The organism is Clostridium kluyveri DSM 555, from assembly GCF_000016505.1.
Taxonomy (GTDB): Bacteria; Bacillota; Clostridia; order Clostridiales; family Clostridiaceae; genus Clostridium_B; species Clostridium_B kluyveri.
Genome location: NC_009706.1, coordinates 1,704,429 through 1,726,184, shown reverse-complemented (window position 1 = coordinate 1,726,184; position 21,756 = coordinate 1,704,429). Strand labels below are relative to the sequence as shown.

Sequence of the window (21,756 nt, the reverse complement as noted above, 5' to 3'; positions counted from 1 at the left end):
ACACATATTTTAAAATATAATTTTTAGTGGAGGTGGCTAATTTGAGTAAAATATTGCTTCTTGAGGATGATAAAGCACTGGCCCTTGGAATTGAATTTACACTTATGGATGAAGGATATGATGTTGTAAAATGCTCATATGCTCGGGAAGCAGTAGAGGCTTTCAATAGTGAAGTTTTTGATATTTTGGTGTTAGACATAATGCTTCCAGATGGAAATGGATATGATGTATGTAAATATGTACGTAAAAAAAGTCAGGTTCCAGTTATATTTCTAACTGCCTGTGATGAAGAAGTAAATGTAGTTTTAGGACTGGATATAGGAGCAGACGATTATATAACAAAACCCTTTAGGGTAAAGGAATTTGTATCTAGGATTAAAGCTATTTTAAGGAGAACAGAAAGTAATAATTATAAGCCTAAAATATTTAGATGCAAAGATATAGTTTTAAATGCAGAAACATTGGAAGCCTATAAAAAAGGACATGATTTAGCACTTTCCATGCAGGAATATAAGCTTCTTTTACTATTTATGAATAATGCCCAAAGGGTCATGAGTAGGGAAGAGATATTGGATAATTTAACTGATGGAAGCGGGGAGTATTTTGACACAAATACTCTTTCTGTGTATATAAAAAGGATAAGAGAAAAGATAGAACAGGATTCTTCAAATCCTGAGTACATAAAAACTAAAAGAGGCTTTGGGTACCAGTGGGATATAAAAGTTGAAAGGGAGTAAAATAATATGATTTTGTATTATGAAAATCCGGAAATTAAGAGGAGTTCATGCATTATATTGATTCTGGCAATGGTATTTATAGCAGTGAACTCTTTTATTCTCCATAGAGGTTATGAAATGGTGAAAAAAGATTATATAAATAACAATGCAGCTTTAATAGGAAAAATAGTAAGAATTCACCCCGAACTTGAGGATGAAGTGGTGCCCGTAATAACAAAGGAAAGCAGCTTAAAAGATGTTGAATTTGGAATAAAAATACTGAATAAGTATGATTATAAGGAAAATTTAAATATAAACTTATTACCTGGATTAAAAGAGGATTATAGTACTTTGAGTAAATCTATGCTTTTTTCTATGGCATGTTTTTTTGTAATTGTATTTTTAATAAATAGCATGGAATATGTAAAAATGTATAGAAAGCTGGAGAGTCTTATGTTTGCAGCAAAAAATGTAATAGATTACAATTTTGATGTAGGTATTTATGAAAATACTGAGGGTATATTTGCAAGGCTTGCTCATACATTTAACAATATGAGAACTATTTTAAAAAATAACTTAATTCAAATTCAGAAAGAAAAAAATTTTCTAATAAACACCCTGTCAGATATATCCCACCAGATAAAAACTCCTATTTCTTCTTTGATAATATATAATGACATACTTTTAAATAGAAAAATAAATGAAGAAAAGAAAATTGAATTTTTAAGGATTAGCCAGAATCAGCTAAATAGAATTCAGTGGCTTGTAAAGAGTTTGCTTCAACTTGCAAGACTTGATGTAGGAGCAGTAAGATTTGAAATAAAAAGTAATGATATAAATAAAACTGTAACAGCTTCTATAGAATCACTTAAAATAAAGTCAGAAAGTGCAGATGTTAAAGTTGAATTTTATCCTGAAGAGAATGAAATTATGGTTAATCATGATCCAAATTGGATAAATGAAGCTATTATAAATATAATTAAGAATGCCATTGAGCACACTAAACCAGGTGGGAAAGTTCAGGTATTTACGGAGAAATCTCAGGTATGTTCTAGAATAATGGTTAAGGACAATGGCGAAGGAATACACAGGGAAGAAATTAAACATATATTTGAGAGATTTTATAAGGGAAGAACAAATAGAAGTGAAGAATCTATTGGAATTGGGCTGGCACTTTCAAAATCCATAATTGAAGGAAATCAGGGCATGATTAATGTAAAAAGTAAAATAGGTAAAGGAACTACCTTTGAGGTTGTTTTTTTAAATAGGTTCATTTGATTTATCCATATATCAAAAATTAAGAGGATTATATATAATAAATTATATCAATTATTGAAGAAAGGAATGTGTATGATTTCTGATTTTTTACTGGTAGGAGGAATTATTTGTGCCGCTATAGTTATAATGGTGGTTAAAGATAAAAAATCAAATAAATAACATTCTATATTAATAGCACACAGAATTTAAGATGCTAATATTTTTTAAATCTAAAAAAGTACTTTATCTGTCGTAGTAATTGTGTTATAATAAAATTACTACGACAGATAAAGTAAAATGAGGTGAATTCTTTGATAAGTAGTGATGTTATCCGGGGATATAATGATATAATCATTCTTTTTATGCTTTTAGAGGATGAATCTTATGGATATGAAATATCAAAAAATATCAGAAGGTTATCTGAGGATAAGTATATTATAAAAGAAACTACTCTTTATTCAACATTTAATCGACTTGAAAAAAATAAATATATAGAGTCTTTTTATAAGGATGAAACCTTTGGAAAAAGACGTACTTATTATAGAATTACTCCTCTTGGTCGAGTGTATTATAAAGAAAAGTGTCGGGAATGGGATTTGACAAAAGAAGTAATAAATAAATTTATCAAGGAGAGCTAACAAAATGGAAACTATAAAAAATTATTTGGACAATGTATTTGCCGCCCTTCCAAAAACAGATGAACTATTTAAACTAAAAAATGATTTATTGATTAATATGGAGGAAAAGTACAATGAGTTAAAAAGTGAGAAAAAATCAGAAAATGAAGCTATTGGTATTGTAATTTCAGAGTTTGGCAATATTGATGAATTAATCGGTGAACTTGGAGTTAATCTTCATGAAGATGAGATGAATTTTCCAACTATTACTGAGGAAGAAGTAAAGAATTATATGACTATGAAAAAACAAACAGGTATATTAGTGGGAATAGGTGTGTTTTTGTGTATTACAGGTACTGCTTTATTAATATTAATTACTACTCTTGTAGATGAAGGTATTATTGGCAGAGGATTTTCTGAAGATACAGGATATATGATTGGCCTTATTACATTATTTGTTATGATCGTACCTGCAGTGGCTCTATTTATTTATTCCGGTATGAAGTCTGAGAGATATAAATATTTGAAAAAAGGTTTTAATGTGCCCCTTTCTGTAAAATCCCTATTGCAGCAGAGATATAATGGTTTTACATCAACTTATATGGTATCTTTAATACTAGGTGTGTGTCTTTGTGTTTTATCTCCAGTTTCAATTTTTGCAGCATCTGTTTTTGGCGATACTGCGTCTATCTATGGAGTAATTGTCTTACTTATTATAATAGCAATTGCTGTTTTTATATTTATATATTATGGAAGTATTAAAGAAAGTTTTACATTTCTTTTAAGGATTGATAATTTTTCAAAAGAAAATGTAGAAAATAATAAAGTTATTGGTGCAGTTGCTGCTATACTATGGCCTTTGGCGGTGTGTATTTTTTTAGTTAGTGGGCTTGTTTTTAATAAATGGTATATTAATTGGATTATATTCCCTATAACTGGTATTTTATTTGGGATGTTCAGCTCAGTTTACAGTATTATCAAAAAACGAAAAGATTAATATTTCATTTTCTTTTATGGTGATACAATTAATATGTAAACTTTCTCATTAATATAAGTGATTGTATTTACGAGGAAAAAGATAAATATAGTTGCGATGGCTAATAATAAATATTCATGGATAAATAAGGTGCAGTTATAGTATAGATTTTAATTTGAGAAATTTTGAGAGGACTGAATAGATTTTTCGTCCACCTCCAATAGTGTAAAAAAACTGGGGGTTCGATGAACTTAAAAAATAAGATTTAATAAGGGTTTGTGATTTTTATTAACACTTCATTAACATGTTGATATTTTCATAAACCCTGTTATAATAATATATAAATGGGATTTTAGACTACCTATAAGGAATTGAAACCTATAGGCTCATTAGTAAGTGACTCAATGATTTTGGTTCTATGCATATAATAAGTTTAATGATAAATTCTCAGCTGTTTGAAACTAGGTAGTATCATCATATGCAGCTTATATTTCCCAAGGTAAGTACTTTACCATATTTAGCTTCGTTGTCATATTTGGAACTTCTTAATCCTGTACTCCATATTTTTTAAATTCCCAATAATTTTGTTTTGCCATTATAATATCTTCTTAAAAAATAAAATTTGTATTGGAATTTACATGATACATCTGTAAACAAATTATTCATAAACTTGATTTCAAATCCATATTGTGATAAATTGGTATTATAAAAAATTAAAATTTAATATCTTTAAGGGGAGTCTGTATTAACAGTCTGAGAATGGGATGTTATCCCTTACCCTCATAACCTGATTTGGGTAATGCCAACGTAGGGAAATACGGTTTGTTATCACAAATTCCTTATGAATTTGTGATTTTTGAATTATTTTTGTTAACATTGTAGTATTTGTTTTTTCAGAAGGCTATAATGCAGATTATAATTTAACAAATTTAAATTTGAAAGTTATGAGGGAGCAATAATGCTTCCTTTTTTGTTTAAGCACTTTCGTAAATAGCATATCGTTGGTATTTCTCAATTAATTTTAGAAAGGAGGAGAAAAATGATACTTCTTGTAAATGGAAAAGAATTAGAAGTAGAGGACAATATTAGTGTCATAGAGTTGCTAAATAGTCTGGAAATTAATTTGGATATCGTTGTAGTTGAAATTGATTTTGAAATAATTCCCAAAGACAAGTATTTATCAACAAAGCTTTCTACTAATTCAAAAGTTGAAATAATACGTTTTGTTGGAGGTGGCTAAAATGATTATTTATGTAAACGAAAGGAAAGCTAATATAAAGGAAAATACGACAGTCTACGAATTAAAAAAATTAATGAAAAATGATGCAGATATAATTGTATACAATGGTTTTATCATTAAAAAAGATTATACTTTAAAAGAAAAAGATAGAGTAGTATTTATAAAAAGAGGTGAAATACCAAAAGAAGACGAAATGGAAGCAATGCTTATGGCAAGGCATACACCTTGTGTACACCAGAAAATAAAAAGATATACCGTTGGAATTGCAGGACTTGGAGGATTAGGTTCAAATGCAGCTTTATCTTTGGCAAGGGTAGGAATAGGCAAATTACTTTTAGTTGATTTTGATGTAGTAGAGCCAAGCAATTTAAATAGACAGCAGTACTATATAAAACATTTAGGTATGAAAAAAACTGATGCATTGGAACAAATTATAAAAGATTGTAACCCATATGTGAAAATTGAAAAGGCAAATATATATTTAGATGAGAGCAATATTGTAGAAGTTTTCAAAGATGTAGATATAATAGTTGAAGCTTTTGACAATCCTAAGTGCAAAGCAATGCTTGCAAATATTTCACTGAGTAAACTAAAAGATAAAAAAATTATTGTGGCATCAGGAATGGCAGGATATTTTTCAAGCAATAAAATAAAAACTAAAAAAATAAAAGATAATTTTTATCTGGTTGGTGATGGTGAAAATGAGGCTAAACCTGGATGTGGACTAATGGCCCCAAGAGTTGCTATAGCTGCAAATCATCAGGCAAATGCAGTATTGAGAATTATTTTAGGAGAAGAGTAAATTAATAAAGATAAGTTTTAATTATCTATAATAGATTGTGTTGGAGGAAATAAATATGGACAATTTAATAATTGGTGGAACAGAAGTGAAAAGTAGACTTTTTATTGGAACAGGTAAATATTCATCAAATAGTATTATACCTAGAATATTGAAAAAATCTAAATCTCAGGTCATTACTATTGCATTAAGAAGAGTTGACATCACTTCAAAAGAAGAAAATATGTTAAATTACATTAATAAAGATTGTATATTACTGCCTAATACATCAGGAGCACGAAATGCAGAAGAAGCCATAAGGTTGGCCAGAATTGCAAGGGCTGCTGGATGTGGAAATTGGATCAAAATAGAAGTTATCTCAGATAATAAATATCTATTACCTGATAACTATGAAACTATTAAAGCTACAGAAGTATTAGCAAAAGAAGGATTTATCGTGTTACCCTATATGAATCCTGACCTAATGGATACTAAAAGATTAGTTAATGCCGGTGCAGCAGCAGTAATGCCTCTAGGTGCACCTATTGGAACTAATAGAGGAATTGCTACAAAAGAAATGATAAGAATTATAATAGATGAAATTGCAACTCCTATAGTTGTTGACGCAGGTATAGGGAAACCATCACAGGCAGCAGAAGCAATGGAAATGGGTGCTGATGCAGTACTTGTTAATACAGCTATAGCTAGTGCAGGAAATCCGGTACTTATGGCAGAAGCTTTTGGACTTGCCGTGGAAAGTGGAAGAAAAGCATTCTTAGCTAAATTAGGGCAAGAAAAGTTAATGGCAGAAGCTTCATCTCCTCTTACAGGATTCTTGAGATAGGATGTGATTTAATGAGTTTTTATGAAGTTATTGAGAATTATAGAAATTTTGACTTTGATAATTGTTTTAAAAAAGTAACAGATAATCAAATTAAAACTGTGCTTGGAAAAGATAGAATAGATGAATATGATTTTTTAACATTACTTTCTCCCAAAGCTGAAAATTTTCTAGAAGAGATGGCTCAAAAAGCAAGGGATATTTCATTAAGAAATTTTGGACGAAGTATAGTATTATATACGCCAATGTATCTAGCAAATTATTGTAAAAACAGATGTGTTTACTGCGGATATAATGTTGAAAATAAAATAAAAAGAAAAAAGTTGACTCTTGAAGAAGTAGAAAATGAAGCAGAAACAATAGCAAAAACGGGATTGAAACACATTATAATACTGACTGGAGAGTCTACTTATCATACACCGGTATCTTATATTAAAGATTGTGTGAAAATATTAAAAAAATATTTTAGTTCAATATGTATAGAAGTATATCCATTAAATACAGAGGAATATGCTGAACTTGTTAATGCAGGTGTTGATAGTCTTACTGTATATCAAGAAGTTTACAATGAAGATATATATAGTAAAGTTCATCTAGCAGGACCAAAAAAAGATTATAAATTTAGATTAGATGCTCCTGAAAGAGGATGTAGAGCAAAAATCAGTTCTTTAAGTATAAGTGCCCTACTGGGTTTGTACAAATGGAGAAGTGAGGCTTTTTTCACTGGAATGCACGGAGCTTACATAGAAAGGAATTATCCAGATGTGGAACTAAGTTTATCTATGCCTAGAATAAGACCTCATGCTGGAAGTTATAATGATATCTATGAAGTTACCGATAAAAATATTGTTCAGATTATGCTAGCTTATAAAATATTTGTTCAAAGAGCAGGAATTAATGTAACTACAAGAGAAAGAGCAGAATTTAGAAATAATTTAATTCCTATTGGAGTGACCAAAATGTCAGCAGGCGTTTCTACAGAAGTAGGTGGTCATTCTAGTAATGATAAAGGTGAAGGGCAGTTTGATATTGCAGATAGTAGATCAGTAAAAGAACTTAAAAATGATATAATAAGCATGGGATATAATCCCATATTTAAAGATTGGGAACCAATAAGATGATTTATGTAGTTACAAACAGAAATTTAATTAAAGAAGATAGCATTTATAATGTCGTAGAAAATGTAGTAAAGAATGGTGCTGATGGTATAATTTTAAGAGAAAAAGATTTATCTTATACATCCCTACTAAGTATGAGTAAAAAAATTAAAAGTATCACAGATAAATATAATGTTCCTTTAATTATTAATGGCAATATTGATATAGCTTTAAATATTAAAGCTTTTGGATTTCACACCAGCTATGAAATATTTAAAAAAATTAAGTTTAAAAATAATATTTATGAAAAACTAAAAATTGGAGTATCGGTACACAGTATTGAGGAAGCTAAAAAAGCAGAAAGTTTAGGAGCTAACTATTTATTGGCAGGTCACATTTTTGAAACAGACTGCAAAAAAGGTTTAAAAGGCAGAGGTTTAGAATTTATTAGGGAAATGCACAAAAACATTTTGATACCAATAATAGCCATAGGGGGTATTGATTGTAGCAATTTAAAGGATGTTTTATCAAACGGAGCCTGTGGCGCTGCTATTATGTCTTCTGCAATGACCAATGATGGTGGAAAAGTAGTTAAAAATTTAAAATTACTTCTAGTAAGATAATATAATATAATATAACTATATTTAGTAAAGGAATATATAATAAAGTGTCTAATCCACTAGATAATCTGGTATCTGATGGCACTATCACTCAGGAGCAGGAAGAAGCAATACAAATCATATTTTAATCTTGATATTTAGTTTTAAATTTACTAGCTGTCGTCATAAAACATATATTTAAATGATGGCAGCTTTTAAATATATGCTTTTGGAAAAATTCAGGTTACATTTCAACAATTGTTAATAAGCTATAGTTAAAATTGTTATAAATTACAATAAGATCGCTAAATTGTGATTTAGCGATCTTATGTGATATATATTAAAAAATAATTTGGGCTTTGTTGTTGGATTTATTTTCCGGGGTTTATGAACATCTGAACCCAATATGGAGTTCCATTTTTATCTTTAGCAACTCCGACTCCAATTTCTGTGAAATTAGAATTTAATATGTTTGCTCTATGACCTGAAGAATTCATCCAGGAATTCATTACTTCTGCTGCATCTTTTTGTCCGTAAGCAATATTTTCTCCCGCTGCTGTATAGCTTATACCAAATTTCTTCATCATATCAAAAGGTGAGCCGTATGTAGGAGAAGTGTGACTGAAATAACTATTGTCAATCATATCTTGAGCTTTTGCTGTGGCTACTTTGGATAATTCAGCATTGGCCTTAAGCGGAGATAGTCCATTTTTACTTCTTTCTACATTAACTAATCTAATTACTTCATTTGCTTCTGCACCTATGGTAGAAGTTTGTCCGCTATTTTCTGTCGGTTTAGTGGTAGTGGAAGTTTGTCCAGTATTTCCTGTATTACCGGTGTTTCCGGTATTTCCGGTATTCCCTGTTGGTTTAGTAGTACTGGTTTCATTGTTGTTTGTTGTCGGTTTAGTAGTAGAATTATTATTTTTACAAGCATTTTTTGAAGTGACAACTGTACAATTTTTAAGACAATTCTTAATATTAGAATAGTTACTTAAATTACATTTCAATGAAACTTGTTGTACTACTGGATTACTGCAAGTGTTTGATGCTGCTTTTGCTATAGTAGGAATAACAGCTGGTATGCCTGATGCAATAATTAGTGACGCAATTAACAATTTGATTTTTTTATTCATAAAGTAAACCCCCTAAAATTTTTATGAAATCATATTAAATTTCATATTAAGTTTTTACATATTTATTAAAAACTTATCTTAGAGTATAAATAATAAATATGAATAAATTAATTCTATTTTATAAATGAATTACAAACATTTTTAAAAATTATCAGAATATTATGGTACTAAAGTAATATTTTTTATATACATCTATATATATGAATAAAAATCAATAATTTTTTCCTTTAATGCATATAACAGGTAATATTTTAATAATGCCCCAATGAAAAGTCTTTTTGTAGAATTAGCCTTGTTATAAGATTTTTTACAATATAATCAAAGTGTGAAATTTAAGTAGGTGTATTCATGATTAAGTAGTAGTAAATGGTAAGTTAAAACATATCAATTTAATATGAATATTTTGAAAAAAATATATATAGAATTTTATATTTTATTTATAAATTATAATTAATCTATAAAATTTAATTTCTATGAATATTTTTGGAAGAATATTCATATATCGGAATATTCAAAATATATTATCTATAATAAAATATATTGACAAAATATTTCAAAAGCTTTATAGTGTATTTAAATCAAAAATGAGTTAATTAAATATAGATTTCTTATCAAGAGAGACGGAGGGACTGGCCCTATGATGTCCGGCAACCAGAAGATTTTTATTTCATGGTGCTAATTCCAGCAGGTATTAATATGAAAAGCCTGATAGATAAGAGACGATTAGGATAAAAACTTCCTGAAGTTTCTTCAAGGAAGTTTTTTATTTTAACGGTAAACCTAAAACCCCATAAGATAATGAAAAATATATAGAATTGACTCGCTATTTTATATTGAGTAATGAATTGGAGGTAATAAAAATGAGTAGATTATTTACATCAGAATCCGTTACAGAAGGACATCCAGATAAAATTTGCGATCAAATATCAGATGCCATATTAGATGCCATTATTGAAAAAGATGAGAATGGCAGAGTTGCTTGTGAAACAGTTGTTAATACTGGAATTGTAATTTTAGTGGGGGAGATATCAACCAGAGCCTATATAGATATACCCAAGATAGTGAGAAAAACCATAAGTGATATTGGATATAGTAATTCAAAATTTGGATTTGATGCAGCTAGTTGTGCCATAATAACATCTATAGATGAACAGTCTTCAGATATTGCACTTGGAGTAAATGATTCTCTAGAATCTAGAAATGGTGAAAAAGATAATATTGAGGCAATTGGAGCGGGAGATCAGGGAATAGTGTTTGGATTTGCAACTAATGAAACTCCTGAATATTTACCTCTTCCTATAGTATTAGCTCATAAGCTTGCAAAAAAGCTTTCAGAGGTGAGAAAAAATAATATAATTCCGTATTTAGGACCTGATGGAAAGACCCAGGTTACGGTAGAGTATGAAAAAGGAAAACCTGTTAGAATAGATACTGTACTTGTATCTTCCCAGCATGAAGATAATGTAAGTTATGATGAAATTGAAAAAGATATAATAGATAAAGTTATAAAAGCAGCAATACCAAGTGGGCTTTTAGATTCCCATACAAAATATTTGATTAATCCTACGGGACGATTTGTAAAAGGGGGACCGGAAGCAGATTCCGGACTTACAGGAAGAAAAATAATAGTTGATAGTTATGGAGGATATGGCAGACATGGCGGTGGAGCATTTTCAGGAAAGGATCCTACAAAGGTAGATAGGTCAGGAGCATATGCTGCTAGATGGGTAGCTAAGAATTTAGTGGCAGCAGGTATAGCAGATAAAATTGAAATAGAAATAGCTTATGCCATAGGTGTTGCCTCACCTGTATCTGTAAGTGTAGATACTTTTGGTACAGGTAAAACAATAAGCGATGATCAAATAGTGGAAATTATAAATGAAGTATTTGATTTAAGGCCCGCTGCTATTATAAAAGAACTTAATTTAAGGAGACCTATATATAAAAATACTGCTGCATATGGACATTTTGGAAGAACTGATATAGATGCTCCATGGGAAAGATTTGACAAAGTTGATGAAATAAAAAATATTTATAAGAAGAATTACCAAGAATTAGTAAGCAGTTTTTAATTCATTGGTACTTTAAAGGAATAATTATTAATATTGCATAATGCTGAGGATATCGGGCAGCATTATGCATCCATAAAATATTGGAGGGAAAAGTATAAAATGATTGATGACAACAATATTGATTTTATAACAAAATGTATTCATGTAGGGAATGGAATTGACAAGGAAACAGGAGCTATAAGACGTCCTATAACTATGGCAAATTGCTATAGACTGCCTGAAGATGCATCTTCTATAAATTGGAGTGATGCGGATCAATTACTATATACAAGAAACACTTCTGCCAATCAAGTTTATCTTCAGGAGAAGTTAGCTTCCCTTGAAGGGGGAGAGGACTGTGTGGTGCTTGCAAGCGGTGTATCTGCACTGGCTGGAGTATTTTTTTCTTTTTTAAATAAAGAATCTCATGTGATTTGTTCAAATGTTTCATATATAGCAGTATATAGATTGCTAAATGAATATCTTCCGGATAAATATGGCATACAAACAAGTTTTGTGGATACTTCTAATTTGGAAGAGATAAAAAAAGCAATAAGGCCAAATACGAAACTCATTCATATTGAAACTCCAGGAAATCCTACTACTAAAATAAGTGATATTGAAGAAATATCTAAAATTGTAAAATCTATTGGAGCGCTATTGAGTGTTGACAGCACTTTTGCATCTCCATTTCTACAAAGACCTCTACAGCTTGGAGCTGATCTTGTCATACATAGTTTGACAAAATATATAAATGGACATGGAGATGCCATGGGAGGGGCAGTAATCGGTAAAAAAGAACTTATAGATAAGATAAAACGTGAGGCCATGGTTAATCTTGGAGGGACAATAAGTCCTTTTAATGCATGGCTAATTATGCGTGGAGTTGTAACTCTTCCGCTGCGTATGAAACAGCATAGTGATACTGCGCTAGAGGTTGCCGAATTTCTTGAGTCCAATCCAGTTGTAAAGTTTGTAGCATACCCAGGACTGGAAAGCCATCCACAGCATAATATTGCCAAGAAACAGATGAATATGTATTCTGGAATAATTGCTTTTGCGCTTAAAGCAGATGTAGATACCCACAATAAATTTATTAATTCACTGAAATTGATTACCCAGGCTGTTTCACTAGGGCATGACGAAAGTTTGATTGTCTATACCGGACCAAATGATGAGAGAATTAATTTTTATCCAGAGCAGTTTAGAGAAGGATACATTAGATTTAGCATAGGACTGGAAAGTGCCAGTGACATAATAGCAGATTTAAAACAGGCATTAAAAAAATGCGGATTACAGTAATTGGTAAATGATAATTATAATAAATAGGAGCAGATTTAATTTTTATATAAATCTTGCTCCTATTTATTATAATGAGATATTATTAGAGTTTATTTAAATCATAAGGTGTTTCCTGATATACATAATAATTAAGCCAGTTTAAAAATAGCAGGTTAGAATGGCTTTTCCAATTTGATAAAGGCGTTTTATCTGGATTATCATCTGGAAAATAATTTTGAGGTATATCTATAGGTAAATTTAGTGCTATATCTCTCTCATATTCTGATTTTAATGTTAAAGTATCATATTCAGGATGTCCAGCAATAAAAATCTGACGTCCACCTTTTGTAGCTACTATATAGACACCGGCTTCTTTGGATTCAGAAATTATTTTTAGTTCAGGAACTCTTTCAATATCCTTTCTTTTTACAAAGGTATACCTAGAATGTGGTGCATAAAATATATCATCAAAACCTCTAAAAAGTTTAATATTGGCTTCGTTTAAAGTATGAGAGAAAATACCGGATATTTTTTGTTCCAGAGTATATTTTGGAATTTTAAAGTGATGGTAAAGTCCAGCCTGAGAGGCCCAGCATATATAAATAGTGGAATAAACATTTCGGGTACTCCAATCCATAATTTCAGTTAATTCTTTCCAATAATCAACATCTTCAAATTCAAATTTTTCTACAGGTGCACCTGTTATTATCATACCATCAAATTTTTTGTCTTTTATCTCTTCAAAGGTTTCATAATATTTAATTAAATACTCTGCAGGAGTATTTTTTGAATTATGAGACTTTAAATACATTAAAGATATATCAACTTGTATAGGTGAATTACTTAGCAATCTTAAAAGTTGTATTTCAGTAACGGTTTTAAGGGGCATTAAATTTAATATAATTATATTAAGCGGTCTTATATCTTGTCTTACTGCATGATTTTCATTCATAACAAATATATTTTCAGCCTTTAATACTTTAGAAGCTGGAAGATTGTTAGGTATATTTATTGGCATAAAATCCCTCCTTAAATTATAATAGTTTTAGTGGCAATCAAATAAAAATCTTATTATTCAAATTTCAATTTTGGAGTTAAATAAATAAAAGTTATTTTTCTGTAAGAAAAATAACTTTTATAATAAACTAATTTAAAACTATTTTCCTTATCTCTCAGAAATAATCTGCTGGAATTAACACCATACATTTTAATAAAATGTTGGTTGTCGGGTTTCATAGGGCCAGTCCCTCCACCGCTCTTGATAAGATTTAATTTGATTTTACACTATATTCTATACTAAAAGCTTATTTTTGTCAATAACTTATTTTGAATGAAAAGTACTTCATTTAAAGGCCTGATTCTCTAAATTTGTGCTCTGAAATTTCTATCAAATTATGCAAGGGTCGTTTTAGAAGTGATAGAAGTAAAAATACACAGGAAAAACCAGCTATTGCTATAAGATCTTTATATACATTTTCCCATAAGGGACCACCAATGGCTTCTCTGAATCCTCTTATGGCATAAGTGAAAGGCCAAAAAGGCGCAAGTGTACTAAATATTTTTGGAAGAGTTTCTATAGGATAAATTCCTCCAGCCCCCGCAATTTGAAAAACCATAATTATTACCGCAATGGCTTTTCCTATGTTGCCCAATATGGATGCCAGTGTATATATTATAATAGTAAATGTAACACTGCAGGCTAGGGATATCAGTATCATAAGCCCCATACTCTGAGGGTAAACTTTTAGCAAATAAACATCCCCTAGTATAGTAATAATAGTTTGTATGAAAGATAATATTAAAAATAGAGCTAATTTTCCAAAATATTTATGTGTTACTGTCAGTTTTTTGTTATCGTCAAAATCCTTGCAGTGAAAAGATAATATAGAAGACAATAGTAGTACCCCTACCCATATTGCCAATGTGGTATAAAAAGGAGTTACTGCATATCCAAATAATCCTGAATTATAAACCTCAATATTTTTTATATTTATGGGAGATGAGAGTAAATTTGAAAGTTCATCCGGGTTTTTCTCCATAAAATCTATTATTTCATTTAAATTTTCTTCATTTAAATTTTCCATCTTAGAGCTTAATTCATTTAGTTTACTTTGAATATCTTCTAATTTCTTATTTAAATTATTAGTCTGGCTAACTGAAGCCTTACTGCTTAATATTTCAGAATTGGCCAAAGTATTTAATTGTGGAACAAGGACTTTTGTGGATTCCAGTATGAAATCTATATTATTTAAACTATTTGTTAAGTTGTCTGTGGCAATGTCTATTGACTGATAAGTGTCCAGATAAAAAGCGTTGGATAGAGAGACAACATTCATAGATATTTGGTTGCTTAAATTAGAAAGTTCATTTATAACTGAAGTAATATTATCTTCAGAGGAATTACTATTAATTAAAGATTTTAATCTATTTAAATATGTTTTTTCAGTTTGTACTGAATTTTTTAGTGTATTAAGTGAATCTATAAGTTTACTTGCACCTTTATTAGGGAGAAAATCATTAATGAAATCCAGAATCTCAAGGGTATTGTTAATTTTTTTAATGAGGGAGTTATCCAGATTAATTAATTGATTTATTACAGTAATATTTAAATTTGAACCAATATCTATCTTGTTTATGTTATTTAAATTTGTTAGAAGATCCTGTATTTGATCATTTAAGGATTGAATTTCATTTATGTCATTATTTAAATTATTTTGTGTTGAATTTAAGGTCTGTTTGGTAGACAAAACCAATAATTTGCTTTGTGCTAAAATATTTTGAACACTATTTATTTGCTGTAACAACTTAGGAAAATCAGATTTCTGTGCGTTTAAATATTTTTGTAATTCTTCTGAATTAGTATTTATTTCTGATATGTATTTTTTTATGTCATTTATACTAGAAACAGTTTCAGGAATAGTATCCTTTAGTTGTATAATTTGGGGCTTATCTGTTTCTAAATCCTTTCCCAAGGAGTTTAATTCCTTAAAAACCTCCTGGCTGGCTGTTTTTATAAAATTACTTTTTATTTTGTTTATTAAGTTGGTTTTTGCAGAGTCTGTAATTTTAGTGGCTACAGCGTTTAATTTTTCATTAGATCTATATATAATGTTAGGCTTTTCAGGACTTTGTGTTGTTACGGTTAGCATTTTGCTGGAAAAGTCCTGTGGTATTTCAATTAATGCATAATATTTACCTGTATTCAATCCGTAATTTCCCTGCCATTCATCTATGAACACCCAATCAAGAGTTGTATTCTTTTTTAACTCTTTAACAACTTCATTGCCTATGTTTATATTTTTATTGTTGAAGGTACTTCCGCTGTCATTGTTAACTACAGCTATGGGAAGTCTTCTGGTGTTGATTTCAGCATAGGGATTCCAAGAAGCTTTTATGTTAATCCATGCATAGAGAGAGGGCAAAATACAAAATCCTAAAATTACCATAAATACTGAGGGATTCTTTATTATATTGATTAAATCTCTTTTTAAAATTTTAAATATGGTTTTCATATACTACCTCCAAAGCTGACCTATTCTCCTATACCTGAATCTTTGAATTTTACTTGAAATTTATGAATTTTATTATGTAGTGGCTCTTTAAGGAATAAGCCAATTAATATAAAAAATATTGAAATTAAAATTAATACTACAAAATCTAAAACTACAGTTGATATAAGGGGACCTGCAACAGCCTCTCTAAAACCACTAACAGAATAAGTAAATGGAAATAGAGGCTGTAGTATTCTAAAGATCAATAATTGAAGCTGTATAGGATAAGTGGCACCGCTTCCTGCTATCTGTACTATGAGAAAAATAATAGAAATAGCTCTCCCGAAGTTACCTAGTATAGATACCAATGTATATACTATTACTGTAAATGTAATGGCTGAAACAAGTGCAACCATTATCATGAGAAAAACATTTACCATTTGGACCTGTAATAAAAATTTGTCTCCCAGTGTAACTATAATACCTTGTATTGCACCTAAAGCTATAAAAGTCAGCAATTTGCCTAAATATTTTTCTTTCAAAGTAAGATTACCACTCCCCTTAAAAGGGGTTACATCTACTCTTAATAGTGTTACAAGCATAATGGAACCTACCCACATGGCAAGAGCCGTATACATAGGGGCCATGGATGAACCAAAGTTAGAAACGGTATATATATTTTCTTCCTTTACGTTAAAAGGGCTTGATATAAAATCTCCCATTAACTCAGGATTGTTCTGTAGTATAGTAATTATTTGTATTATATCGTTGTTTGTAACCAGTTTTAATTCATTGCTTAATTTATTTATATTGTCTTTAAATTGAAGCAATCTATTGTTCAATTTGCCGGATTCAGCAGCAACTAATTCACTTCCATGAATTAAAGTATCCATGGCATTATCGCCCTGTTTGTTAAAATCCTGAACAGATTTTAGTATTGAAGAAGTATTATCTGTATAGTCAGTAATTTCTTTAGCTATTGAATTTAATGCATTTCTTGTGTTTTTATTATATTCATTTTGAGCATCTATTAGCTGGACTTTCAGATTTGTTATGTTATGTGACATAGAATTTAGCATATCTTCATTAATTTGATTAGTATTAGTAAGTTCTTTTTGTAAGCTTTTTATATTATTTTTTTCATTTTTTAAGGACTTTTGTATAGTATTTAAAGACTTTAATAGATTCGATACTTTGTCAGTGCTTTTAAAATCATTGATTTTTTCTAAAAAGTCAATAATTGGGTCAATTTCATTGATCAATATGTCAATTTCATAACCAATTTTATCTACAGTGGAGTTTATACTTGAAGAATTTGATTCTGAAATTAAAGAATTCAAGTTTTCTATTAAAGCTTCAGTTCTATAAATATCACTTTTGGCATTTTCAAGATTTATGGCAATATTATCAAAGGCATTATTTAGTGAAGGCTGGATGGAGTTTATAAAGTCCTTATTATTATCATTGTTTTCTGATAAAATATTTATTCCTGAATTCATCAGAGGAAAAGTAGTTTTTATTTCATTTAATATGGGGGTTAAGTTACTTGAATTATTTTTTATATTTCCAAGAACATAGGTTATAAGATCCATATTGTCATTTAATTTTATAATGTTATCTTTTAAATTTATAATATCTTCTTTGTTTTTATCTGCATCTTCTCCAATAGTATTTAAAAAGGAGAAAATGGTTTTATTAACAGAGTATACAAAATTAGATTTTACTGAATCCAATAAGGTATCTTTAGCAGAACTGGTTATTTTGGATATAAGAGGACTGCTCTTTGTATCTACCTTATAAACAATTTCTGGTTTTTTAGGATTATCAGAGGTTATACTTACAAGGCGGGAAGAAAAATCTTTGGGAATTTCTATCATTGCATAATAAGTTCCGTTTAAAATGCCTATATTAGCCTTTTTAGAATTGACAAATTTCCATCCTATCTTATGGTTGTTTTTTAAATTATTGACGATATCATTTCCGGCGTTTATATTTTCACCTCTAAAACTTGTACCATTATCATTATTAACTATAGCTACAGGAATATTACGGGTTCTTACTTCTGCATAAGGGTCCCAAACGGCTTTTATATTAATCCATGCATATAATGAAGGTATAATACACACACCCGTAATAATAAGAAGTGCCATTGGATTTTTTATTATGCTCTTCATATCTCTTTTGAATATTTTTATAATGTTTTTTATCATATTTCAACACTCCTGTAAACTCTAGGTAATAGGATGGGAATATTAGTTAATTCCAGTCTTCAGATTAATTATATTACTGACTAGTCAGTAATATAATTAAACATCTTTTTTGTACTAGTGTCAATAAATTTAAATCTAAAAATCATTTGGCATAAATATCTTATGGAAATAGTCATGGGCAGTTTAAAGTTATTAGGGCTATTTAATATATGCTATAATATTAATATTTAAGTAAATTATATATATTATTTCATCTAAAAGATAGCTTTTGAAGAATTATATGCAAAAATTTATTAATTTTTTAGATATATTATATATTAATGTTATTTTGTGTAATGATGGTTTCAATTATTACAAGTTTAGATAAAAAAGAATATGCTCTTTAGAGAACAGCTATTAAGAGAAGAGGATAGTTGAGGACAGGGTGGTGTTAAAAATTCCTCTCATAGGAAACTCATATAATTTATGGATTATGTGATATAATATATAATACTAAGAGTTATTGATGTGATTGTGTTACTGGTTATAAATTATTAACAATATTGACACATAGGTGTAATAACTATTTAGTAGCATGTAATAATATTCATTATTATAAAATTATTATAAAAGCCTTTTTGGCGGAAATGGAGAAAAATTATTATGAAATTTGAAAGTAAGAGAGTATCTAAAAAATCAAGTAAGTTTTCCAGCTGGACTGCTTTTTATATTGCTGCTTTGGTGACGCTGCTAGTTGGAATTGCATTATTAGTAAATGATATTATATTATTTAGAAAGACTGTAAATCAATATGTGGCTCAAGGATATTCTGCAAATGTTGTGCTTGGGCAATTAGTGCCATCTCAATTATTGCCGGGAATATTTCAGTTTATTGGCCTATATGGAGGAATTGTATGTATTCTAATAGGTATAGGTATAATTAATAAAAAACTTTCAAAAATTTTTGGTGAATCATATAATTGTGATGATAATTCACAGGAGAACATTAAAGAACAAGAAGTTATAGATGTAAATGAGATAGAAGATGTAGAAGGTGAGAAAGACACAGAAGTAGAAAAACAGGATGAAGACAAAGAGGCGGATAAGCAGGATGAAAACAAGGATATAGGAGAGACAAATAAAGAACAGTAATTATGTAAAAAAGTTTTATTTTTTGATCTTAAGTCAGTACATATTAAACATATAATATAAATAAGAAAAATAAATTATATTATTTTATTCCAATATTGAAAAAAAGATTATATAATTTAATTAAAACAAAAATATGGGGGATGTTTGCTGATGGATTGGAAAGAAAAGTATATTTATGAATTATGCAGTAAAACAATTGACAGTGAAAAGGCACTAAGTGCAATTAATAACTTTGCAGCTGAGATGAAAAATGTATTAGACAGGTATTCTGTAAAAAATTCTACTGTAGAAGTTAATGAGAATGAAAATACTGTTAAAGTTTATGGCAGTGTTATAAAATGGGATATTACTGGAGAAAAATTTGAATTAAGTTCTAATAATGGTAAAAGTATAAATATATCTGTTCATAAAAATAAATATAAAATTAGATATTGTGAAGGCAGTCATACTAAGAAATCAGGAGTGTATATTCTTAACAATAGTGATGCATATAATCGTTATGTAGATGAAGCTTTTGAATACTTGCTGATGTTAGACAATTGATATATTAAATTTTAAAAGTATTCTTCTCTTGTATTAAAAATTAATATGTGAATTATATTACAGTATAAATAAAAAAGAATAGTGGCAACATATAAACGTAATTTTAAAGTGTCAGACTATAGATTTGTAATATGGGAGGAGAATAAAAGTATGAATATTAATGATAAGAATTTACAGGAAGCCAGACAATTAAATCAACAATCTAGAAATAAAAAAGGAAATGCATCAAAGCCTATGAATTCTTTAGCAAATAATGGTTCAAATATTCAAGAAGCCAGGCAATTAAATCAGCAGTCAAGGGAAAAAAGTAATTCCACAGGTTTTACCAATAGTGTAAATAATTTGGAAGAAACTAAAAAGCTAAATCAACAATCAAGACAAAATAAAGGTAAATAGTAACTGATTAATTTTACCATTGAAAGTTATAGATAGAATCCATCATATTATATAACTTATTGTAAGATGATAAGGTATTTAATGTGATGGATTTTAATGAATATTTTATAAAAAATAGAAAGAAGTGATATTATGGAAAGGACATTGGTGCTTATAAAACCAGATGCCATGGAAAGAAAATTAATGGGTGAGATAATATCTGTTTATGAGAAAAAAGGTTTGCATATAACTGCTTTAAAGATAGTAAAGCCAACTATAGATATAGCCAAAAAGCATTATAATGAACATAAAGGTAAACCCTTTTTTCAAGAATTGATTAATTTTATTACACGCGGTGAAATCTGTGCTTTAATTATAGAGTCAGACAATGCAGTGGAAATAGTTCGAAAGATAAATGGAGCTACAGATCCACAAGATGCAGATGCAGGGACTATAAGAGGAAGGTTTGCCCTATCAAAATCTGAAAATGCAGTTCATTCCTCCGATAGCGTAGAAAGTGCAGCACGTGAGATAGCAATATGGTTTTCTGATAGAAGTTAACTTTAAGAAGAATTATTTACACCGCCTTATTTACAGTAATCTTTAACTGCATCCCTCCATACTATATATCCTTTTCCGTTTATATGTAATCCATCTACTGTATATTCTTTGTAAAGCTTATTTTCATTGGGTAAAGTAAAAAGAGAATATAAGTCTATGTATTTAATATCAAAATTTTTACAAAGTTCTTTTAAAGAATTATTTAGCTCTATTATTTCTCTGCTATTTGTGGTAGTTTTAAATAAATCCTTATTTATAGGTAATACACTTTGAATATATATGGTAGTATCAGGGGAATTCTCTTTTATGCTTTCTAGTATTTTAGAGTAGTTATTTATTATATTTCTTGATGTTAACCCCTTGCCTATATCATTTATTCCAAGCATAATAAAAATTTTGCTGGGTTTTAATCTTGTTATTTCACTTATTCTGTTTAATGCACCAGAAGTTGTATCATAACTTATACCTCGATTTAATACATTGGAATTATTCAATAGTTCATTCCATTCAGCAATGTCTGTCAAGCTATCTCCTAAGAATATTATTTTTCCATGGCCGCTATATGTATTCATAAAAGTGGTTACTCTGTTTATGTAATATTGTTGATAAATATCAGTACTTAAATTTATGTTGGCCATTTGCGCCATATCTTTTGAATTTGAAGAAGTGGCAGCATTATTTAAATAACTGGAATTTGAATTTGAAGATGTGGAGCTGAAAGGTGTATATATTTTATCAATATGTTCTTTACAGTTTAGTAAAATAATTAATAATATCAGAGTGAATATAGTCAATGTTGAAATTTTTTTAATTTTCATATATTATCTCTCCTACTTCAATTTTTAAATTTATATAT

General features: G+C 29.1%; 20 protein-coding genes and 3 riboswitches. Of the genes, 15 read left to right on the top strand and 5 right to left on the bottom strand.

Features of this window, described 5'->3' with window-relative positions; genetic code table 11:
* Window positions 1-41 precede the first annotated feature (41 nt).
* From CKL_RS08075 to CKL_RS08035, 9 genes are all read left to right on the top strand, one after another.
* A complete protein-coding gene (locus CKL_RS08075) occupies window positions 42-737 on the top strand; it encodes a response regulator transcription factor (protein ID WP_012102038.1) in 696 nt (231 codons plus the stop codon).
* A 6-nt stretch (window positions 738-743) separates the two neighbouring features.
* Window positions 744-1,994 carry a sensor histidine kinase gene (locus CKL_RS08070; RefSeq protein ID WP_012102037.1) on the top strand — a complete coding sequence of 417 codons (1,251 nt, stop codon included), beginning with the start codon at window positions 744-746 and terminating at the stop codon, window positions 1,992-1,994.
* 281 nt (window positions 1,995-2,275) lie between these two features.
* Complete coding sequence (locus CKL_RS08065; protein WP_012620482.1) at window positions 2,276-2,611, top strand: PadR family transcriptional regulator; 336 nt, start codon at window positions 2,276-2,278, stop codon at window positions 2,609-2,611.
* 4 nt (window positions 2,612-2,615) lie between these two features.
* Window positions 2,616-3,587, top strand: a complete 972-nt coding sequence (locus CKL_RS08060; RefSeq protein WP_012102035.1) for a permease prefix domain 1-containing protein — start codon at window positions 2,616-2,618, stop codon at window positions 3,585-3,587.
* Window positions 3,588-4,288: 701 nt separating this feature from the next.
* A riboswitch (TPP riboswitch) is annotated at window positions 4,289-4,397 on the top strand.
* Window positions 4,398-4,605: 208 nt separating this feature from the next.
* On the top strand, window positions 4,606-4,806 hold the full coding sequence (gene thiS, locus CKL_RS08055) for a sulfur carrier protein ThiS (protein WP_012102034.1): 201 nt from the start codon (window positions 4,606-4,608) through the stop codon (window positions 4,804-4,806).
* 1 nt (window position 4,807) lies between these two features.
* Window positions 4,808-5,608, top strand: a complete 801-nt coding sequence (thiF, locus tag CKL_RS08050) for a sulfur carrier protein ThiS adenylyltransferase ThiF (RefSeq protein ID WP_012102033.1) — start codon at window positions 4,808-4,810, stop codon at window positions 5,606-5,608.
* A 55-nt stretch (window positions 5,609-5,663) separates the two neighbouring features.
* Window positions 5,664-6,428 (top strand): thiazole synthase, encoded by a 765-nt coding sequence (locus tag CKL_RS08045; RefSeq protein WP_012102032.1) that lies wholly within the window; start codon window positions 5,664-5,666, stop codon window positions 6,426-6,428.
* An 11-nt stretch (window positions 6,429-6,439) separates the two neighbouring features.
* The gene (gene thiH / locus CKL_RS08040; RefSeq protein ID WP_012102031.1) at window positions 6,440-7,546 is read left to right on the top strand and encodes a 2-iminoacetate synthase ThiH; all 1,107 of its coding nucleotides are present in this window, start codon (window positions 6,440-6,442) and stop codon (window positions 7,544-7,546) included.
* A complete protein-coding gene (locus CKL_RS08035; RefSeq protein WP_012102030.1) occupies window positions 7,543-8,145 on the top strand; it encodes a thiamine phosphate synthase in 603 nt (200 codons plus the stop codon). Before thiH ends, CKL_RS08035 begins: the two co-directional genes overlap by 4 nt.
* A gap of 347 nt (window positions 8,146-8,492) precedes the next feature.
* On the opposite strand, the gene CKL_RS08030 is transcribed toward CKL_RS08035, so the two are convergent.
* A complete protein-coding gene (locus CKL_RS08030; RefSeq protein WP_012102029.1) occupies window positions 8,493-9,257 on the bottom strand; it encodes a CAP domain-containing protein in 765 nt (254 codons plus the stop codon).
* A 605-nt stretch (window positions 9,258-9,862) separates the two neighbouring features.
* Window positions 9,863-9,976, top strand: a riboswitch (SAM riboswitch).
* Between the two features lie 141 nt (window positions 9,977-10,117).
* Here CKL_RS08030 and metK point away from each other — a divergent pair.
* Both metK and CKL_RS08020 read left to right on the top strand, forming a co-directional pair.
* On the top strand, window positions 10,118-11,329 hold the full coding sequence (gene metK, locus CKL_RS08025) for a methionine adenosyltransferase (RefSeq protein WP_012102028.1): 1,212 nt from the start codon (window positions 10,118-10,120) through the stop codon (window positions 11,327-11,329).
* A gap of 99 nt (window positions 11,330-11,428) precedes the next feature.
* Window positions 11,429-12,610 carry a trans-sulfuration enzyme family protein gene (locus tag CKL_RS08020; protein ID WP_012102027.1) on the top strand — a complete coding sequence of 394 codons (1,182 nt, stop codon included), beginning with the start codon at window positions 11,429-11,431 and terminating at the stop codon, window positions 12,608-12,610.
* Between the two features lie 82 nt (window positions 12,611-12,692).
* On the opposite strand, the gene metA is transcribed toward CKL_RS08020, so the two are convergent.
* From metA to CKL_RS08005, 3 genes are all read right to left on the bottom strand, one after another.
* Window positions 12,693-13,607 carry a homoserine O-acetyltransferase MetA gene (gene metA / locus CKL_RS08015; protein ID WP_012102026.1) on the bottom strand — a complete coding sequence of 305 codons (915 nt, stop codon included), beginning with the start codon at window positions 13,605-13,607 and terminating at the stop codon, window positions 12,693-12,695.
* Between the two features lie 144 nt (window positions 13,608-13,751).
* A riboswitch (SAM riboswitch) is annotated at window positions 13,752-13,857 on the bottom strand.
* A gap of 78 nt (window positions 13,858-13,935) precedes the next feature.
* Window positions 13,936-16,101, bottom strand: a complete 2,166-nt coding sequence (locus CKL_RS08010; protein WP_012102025.1) for a YhgE/Pip domain-containing protein — start codon at window positions 16,099-16,101, stop codon at window positions 13,936-13,938.
* A gap of 20 nt (window positions 16,102-16,121) precedes the next feature.
* Window positions 16,122-18,290, bottom strand: a complete 2,169-nt coding sequence (locus tag CKL_RS08005; protein WP_012102024.1) for a YhgE/Pip domain-containing protein — start codon at window positions 18,288-18,290, stop codon at window positions 16,122-16,124.
* A gap of 642 nt (window positions 18,291-18,932) precedes the next feature.
* Here CKL_RS08005 and CKL_RS08000 point away from each other — a divergent pair.
* The 4 genes from CKL_RS08000 (at window position 18,933) to ndk (ending at window position 20,900) form a co-directional block, all read left to right on the top strand.
* On the top strand, window positions 18,933-19,421 hold the full coding sequence (locus tag CKL_RS08000; protein ID WP_012102023.1) for a hypothetical protein: 489 nt from the start codon (window positions 18,933-18,935) through the stop codon (window positions 19,419-19,421).
* A 150-nt stretch (window positions 19,422-19,571) separates the two neighbouring features.
* Entirely contained in the window at window positions 19,572-19,964 is a 393-nt protein-coding gene (locus tag CKL_RS07995) for a hypothetical protein (RefSeq protein ID WP_012102022.1), read from the top strand.
* Window positions 19,965-20,114: 150 nt separating this feature from the next.
* On the top strand, window positions 20,115-20,360 hold the full coding sequence (locus tag CKL_RS07990; protein ID WP_012102021.1) for a hypothetical protein: 246 nt from the start codon (window positions 20,115-20,117) through the stop codon (window positions 20,358-20,360).
* 132 nt (window positions 20,361-20,492) lie between these two features.
* Entirely contained in the window at window positions 20,493-20,900 is a 408-nt protein-coding gene (ndk, locus tag CKL_RS07985; RefSeq protein WP_012102020.1) for a nucleoside-diphosphate kinase, read from the top strand.
* 26 nt (window positions 20,901-20,926) lie between these two features.
* On the opposite strand, the gene CKL_RS07980 is transcribed toward ndk, so the two are convergent.
* Window positions 20,927-21,718 carry a GDSL-type esterase/lipase family protein gene (locus CKL_RS07980; protein WP_012102019.1) on the bottom strand — a complete coding sequence of 264 codons (792 nt, stop codon included), beginning with the start codon at window positions 21,716-21,718 and terminating at the stop codon, window positions 20,927-20,929.
* Window positions 21,719-21,756 lie beyond the last annotated feature (38 nt).